Below are 5424 nucleotides of genomic sequence, written 5' to 3' on the forward strand. Positions count from 1 at the left end.
ACGAAAAGGCCGCCCACGCTTCTCCTTCTTCCTTCTCGACAATGTCAAAGAGCGTGTCTCGCACTCGGGAAAACGGGTTCCGTTCCGACCAAGGCCGGTTCCGGCACCCAACGCTCTCCAGAGGAAGCGAAACCGCCGCGGCGTCGAAGCGCCCGGCGTCGATGGCGCTTATCTACCGACGCCCATCGGAGCTGTCAACAGGCCGTCATGAATTTTTCGCCGCGCCGCGATTCGCCGTGTGCCGGAACCCGTGCATGCCGCCACGCCCGCCCTCCTGCAACGCCCTCACGGCGCCTCAATGCCGTCACCTTGGGAGAGCAGTCACCGGAGCGAGAGAAGCCCGTGCGACACGTCCGCCGGATCCGGCTCCGTCCGCCGCCGCCGCCGAAGCCGAAGCCGCCGCCGAGCGTTGCCATCCGGCCGGCGGCTTGGCTATGGTGCGGCCGAGCCGACCGCGCCGGGAAGAGCGGGGACGCCGCACGCACGTTCGAGCGAGATCACGACGGGGCATGAAGGCAGGCAACCCAGATCCGGGCGACGACGGGCCGACGCGGGGCGGCGGGGCGGGCGCGTTCGCGACCGAAGCCTCGGCGCCCGGGTCGAGCATGTCCGGGACGGCCACGTCCGGGGCGGCGGCTCGGGACCTCCCCGCTTCCGATCCCCGGGCATCCGGCTCACACCCGCTCGACGCCACTCCCGCCGGGGACGGCGTGCGCCGCGCCGGGACGCGCCCGCTCTCGCCGACCGGCGCCCCCGCTCCCGGCCGCCGCCACGCCGCGGACCGCGCCTTCCCGCTCGGCGGCGAGCCGCCGCTCGACCCCGCGGGCGACGACGCGCCGATCGCCCGCCGCGCCGTTTCCTGGCGCTGGCTCGCCGGGGGCGTGCTCACCGGTGCGACCGGCGCGCTCCTCATCGGGGCCGCCATCGTCGTCGCGATCGAGGGGTCGACGGCGCTCGTCGCGCCGGCCGAGCGCATCGTCCCGCACGCGGCGGAGCGGAGCGCCGGAGGGCCGAGAGGCGGCGCCGCCAAGGCCGATCGCCTCCTGCGCACGACGCTCACGGTCACGGCGACGAGCACGTTCGAGGCACCCATGGCGCAGCGGGTGGGCGAGCGCGAGATGATCCGCGTCCAGTCGTTCACGCGCCTGGCCACGGGCCTGTCGCGCACGACCGGCGTCCACGCGGCCGACGTCCCGCGCTTCGACCCGATGCGGTACCTCGCGGAGGGAGGCGAGGAGACGTCGCAGCCCGCCCCCGCGGTCGCGGAGCTCGCTCCGGAGGAGGCGGACGTCACCGTCCTCCGCCGGGCGCTGGCCGAGGTGGCGCCGGGTCCCGTCTCTCCCGCCCTCGCGGATGCCGACGCCGCCGCCCAGGTGATGGAGGAGCGCCGCATCGCGCTCACCGCCGGCCAGCGGCGCGGCCTGCCGCTTCCGGCCCAGGCGATGCTCGGGCGCACCGTGGGTCCCGCCGCCCTCCCCGGTCTCGCCGCCTATGCCGCCGTCGAGGACACGCCGTTCGATTCGATCGAGGTGCGCGTCATCCCGGAGAACGTCACCACGTTGCCCAAGCGCACGCCCGCGGAGAGCGAGGACGAAGCCGCGGAGATCGGCGTCGCGCTCGGGCGCGAGCAGACGCTGCCGCAGCTCCTCGCCGAGCACGGCGTCGCCGTGGAGGACGTCGCGCGCGCGGTCGCGGCGCTCGGAGGGGCGGAGACCGTCGCGGCCCTCCCCGCCGGCCAGCCGATGCGCCTCCTCGTGCGCGACGGCGCCCGTCCCGGCGATCCGCGCCGCCTCCTGCGCATCGTGCTCTACGGCGAGCGCGGCGTCGAGGCGATCGCCGCCGTCACCGACGCCTACGACTTCGTCGCCGTCCCGGTCCCCGAGGAGCCGCAGCCGGCGGAGACCGCCGTCGCCCAGGCGGACGAGGGCCAGAGCGGCGCGCGGCTCTACGAGAGCCTGTTCGAGACGGCGATGAAGCACGGCCTCTCCCGCGACACGGTGGAGGAGCTCGTGCAGGTCTTCGCCTACGACGTCGACTTCCAGCGCCGGGTGCAGCCGGGCGACGCCATCGACGTGTTCTATACTCAGCCCGAGCCGGACACGCCGCCGGAGATCCTCTCCGCCGCGCTGACGATCGGCGGCGAGACGAGCCGGGTCTACCGCTTCCACGACCCGGAGAGCGGCGCGATCGACTATTTCGACGCGGAAGGACGGTCGCTCAAGAAGTTCCTGATGCGCAAGCCGATCGCCGACGGGCGCCTGACCTCGGGCTTCGGCATGCGCCGCCACCCGGTGCTGCGCTACGCGCGCATGCACACCGGCGTGGACTGGGCGAACCGCGTCGGCACGCCGATCTTCGCCGCCGGGGCCGGCACCGTCACGGTGGCCGGCTGGGAGGGCGGCTACGGGCGCCGCGTCGAGATCCAGCACGCCAACGGCTACGTCACGACCTACTCCCACATGTCGCGGATCGGCGACGGCATCCAGCCCGGCGTGCGCGTCACGCAGGGCCAGGTGATCGGCTACCTCGGCAATTCCGGCCTCTCGACGGGTCCGCACCTGCACTACGAGGTCATGGTCAACGGCCGCTTCGTCGACCCGCTGAAGATCCGCGTCCCACGCTCGCGCGAGCTCGACGGGCGTGCGCTCGCCGATTTCGCCCGCCAGCGCGACCAGGTCGTCGAGCTGATGGACCGCGCGGGCGGCCCGGTCCGCTTCGCGCAGGGCACGGGCGGCTGAGAGCGGCCGCGCGGCGATGATCGACGCCCTCCTGGTGGTCCTGCCGATCTTCGGCCTGGTGCTCGTCGGCTTCGCGGCGCGCAAGCGCGGCATCATCGACGAGACCGCGGGAACGGGACTCACACAGTTCGTCTTCGCCATCGCGCTGCCGTGCCTCATCCTCGACACCCTGGCGCGCGGGGACGTCCCGCTCGCCGAGCCGTGGGGCTACTGGGCCTCCTACTTCCTCGCGCTCGCGGCGGTCTGGGCGGCGGTCGGGCTCCTCGCGCGCCACGCCTTCGGGCGCGTGGGCATCGAGACCGTGGTCGCGGGCTTCTCGGCGGCGCAGTCGAACACCGTGCTGATCGGCGTGCCGCTGATCCTCAAGGCCTTCGGCGACGCGGCCGCCGTGCCGCTGTTCCTGCTCGTCGCGATCCACCTTCCGATCACGATGAGCGCGGCGACGCTCCTCGTCGAGGGGCGCGGCGCCTCGCTCGCCGGCATCGCGAGGAAGCTCGCGACGCACCCGATCATCATCGGCATCGCGCTCGGGGCCGCGCTGCGGCCCTTCGCCGAGGGCGTGCCGGAGCCGGCGTGGCGGATGATCGGCATGCTGGCGGACGCCGCCGCGCCGGCGGCGCTCGTCGCGATGGGGATCGCGCTCGCACGCTACGGGCTCGCGGCGGGGCTGCCGCTGCCCGCGACGATCGCGGCGGGCAAGCTCCTGCTCCACCCGCTCCTGGTCTGGCTGCTCGCCACCTTCGTGTTCCCCGTTCCGGAGGCCTGGATCCCGGTGGCGGTGATGTTCGCCGCCTGCCCGTCGGGCATCAACGCCTTCCTGCTGGCGCAGACCTACCGCTCGGGCGTCGGGCTCGCCTCGAGCGCGGTGGCGCTGTCGACGGCGCTCGCGGTCGTGACGATGGCGGGGTGGCTCTGGCTGGTGACGGGCTGAGCACGCCGCCTACGGCGCGCCGGTCGCCACGGCCCGCACGGCGGCGCGCACGTCGTCGGGCGTCCAGCCGGCCGCACGCAGGTCCGCGAGCGGCGTCGAGCCGAGCGACTTGGCCAGCTTCTCGCCCGCGTCGTCCCGCACGAGGCCGTGATGGCGGTAGAGCGGCGTCGGCAGGTCCAGCAGGCGCTGGAGCAGGACGTGGAGATCGGTCGCGGCCTCCAGGTCCTTGCCGCGGACCACGTGGGTGACGCCCTGCGCGCCGTCGTCGACGACGACGGCGAGGTGGTAGCTCGTCGGGATCTCCTTGCGCACGATCACCGCGTCGCCCCAGCGAGCGGGGTCGGCGGCGACGGGGACGGGCGCGCCGTCGTCGTCGAACCGGGCGTAGGCGTGCGGGCCAGGCGCGGCGGCCAGCGCCGCGTCCATCGCGAGCCGCCAGGCGACGAGCCGGCCCTCGGCGAGGATTGCGGCGGGGTCGCGCCCGCGGCAGGTGCCGGGATAGAGCGGCGCGCCGTCCGGGTCTCGTGGGGCGGGCGCGCCGGTCTCCTCCTCCCGGGCGGCGACGGCGTCGGCGATCTCCCGGCGGGTGCAGCCGCACGGATAGAGGAGACCGCGCGCCCGCAGGCGCCCGGCCGCGGCCGCGTAGACGGGAAATCGGGTCGACTGGCGCATCGGCGCGGGCTCGAAGGGGATGCCGAGCCAGGCGAGGTCGTCCAGCATGGCGGCGACGAGGTCCTCGCGGCACCGGGTCGTGTCGATGTCCTCGATGCGCAGGATGAGGCGTCCGCCGGTATCCGCGGCGAGCCGGGCGTTCTCCAGCGCCGAGTAGGCGTGGCCGAGATGCAGGCGGCCGTTGGGGCTCGGCGCGAAGCGGAAGACGGGTTGCGTCACGGGTCACCCTGCGACAGGAAGGACGTCGGCGATACCGGCATGGCGGCTCGAGACCTGGAGATAGGCGATGGACGCGCGTCTCGACAGCGAGGAGCGGTTGCGCGAAGGGCTCGCCGAGCTCGTCGCGCGTGATCCGGCCCTGGCGCGCGCCGTCGCCGAGGGCTCGGTGCCGGCGCTGCGCAAGCGCCCGGAGGGCTTCGCGGGGCTCGCCTGGATCGTGGTGGGCCAGCAGGTGTCGGTGGCGAGCGCTGCTGCGATCAACGCGCGGCTCGAGGCGGCGCTGCCGGAGATGACGGCCGACGCCCTGCGGGTGGCCTCCGACGAGACGCTGCGCGCGGCCGGCCTCTCGCGCCCGAAGATCCGCACGCTGCGGGCCGTCGCCGAGGCGGTCGCGACCGGCGCCCTGCCGCTCGCCGAGCTCGGCACGATGCCCGCCGACGACGCGCGGGCGCGGCTCGTCGCCGTGCACGGGATCGGGCCGTGGACGGCCGACGTCTACCTCCTGTTCTGCCTCGGCCACGCCGACGCCTTCGCCGCGGGGGATCTCGCCCTGCAGGAGGCCGCGCGGATGATCTACGGGCTCGAGGCCCGCCCCGACGCGAAGGCGCTCGTCGCGCTGGCCGAGGGGTGGCGGCCCTGGCGGGGGGTCGCGGCGAAGCTCCTGTGGGCGCACTACCGCCGCGTCACCGGGCGGGCGGGGACCGGGGAGACGACGTGATCCTCACGCGGCGAGGAGCGCCCGGCCGTCGGTCGCGGCGATGACGGCGTCGACGAGCGTGCCCGCCTCGTGCGCCACTCCCGTGAAGCGCACGAGGGAGAAATCCTCGGTTCGACCGGTCGCGCCGCGCTCCGCGAGCACGCGGC

4 protein-coding genes are annotated in these 5424 nt (G+C 74.9%); 3 read left to right on the forward strand and 1 reads right to left on the reverse strand.

Annotated elements, in window-relative coordinates; genetic code table 11:
• Positions 1-710 precede the first annotated feature (710 nt).
• On the forward strand, positions 711-2738 hold the full coding sequence (locus ACTZWW_RS22325; RefSeq protein ID WP_444783168.1) for a peptidoglycan DD-metalloendopeptidase family protein: 2028 nt from the start codon (positions 711-713) through the stop codon (positions 2736-2738).
• Positions 2739-2754: 16 nt separating this feature from the next.
• Entirely contained in the window at positions 2755-3669 is a 915-nt protein-coding gene (locus ACTZWW_RS22330) for an AEC family transporter (RefSeq protein WP_444783169.1), read from the forward strand.
• Positions 3670-3678: 9 nt separating this feature from the next.
• Here ACTZWW_RS22330 and gluQRS read toward each other — a convergent pair whose 3' ends face one another.
• On the reverse strand, positions 3679-4560 hold the full coding sequence (gluQRS, locus tag ACTZWW_RS22335) for a tRNA glutamyl-Q(34) synthetase GluQRS (protein ID WP_444783170.1): 882 nt from the start codon (positions 4558-4560) through the stop codon (positions 3679-3681).
• Between the two features lie 67 nt (positions 4561-4627).
• On the opposite strand from gluQRS, the gene ACTZWW_RS22340 reads away from it, so the two are divergent.
• Positions 4628-5278, forward strand: a complete 651-nt coding sequence (locus ACTZWW_RS22340; RefSeq protein ID WP_444783171.1) for a DNA-3-methyladenine glycosylase family protein — start codon at positions 4628-4630, stop codon at positions 5276-5278.
• The last annotated feature ends 146 nt before the right edge of the window (positions 5279-5424 follow it).

It is taken from the genome of Salinarimonas sp. NSM, assembly GCF_052380005.1.
Taxonomy (GTDB): domain Bacteria; phylum Pseudomonadota; class Alphaproteobacteria; order Rhizobiales; family Beijerinckiaceae; genus Salinarimonas.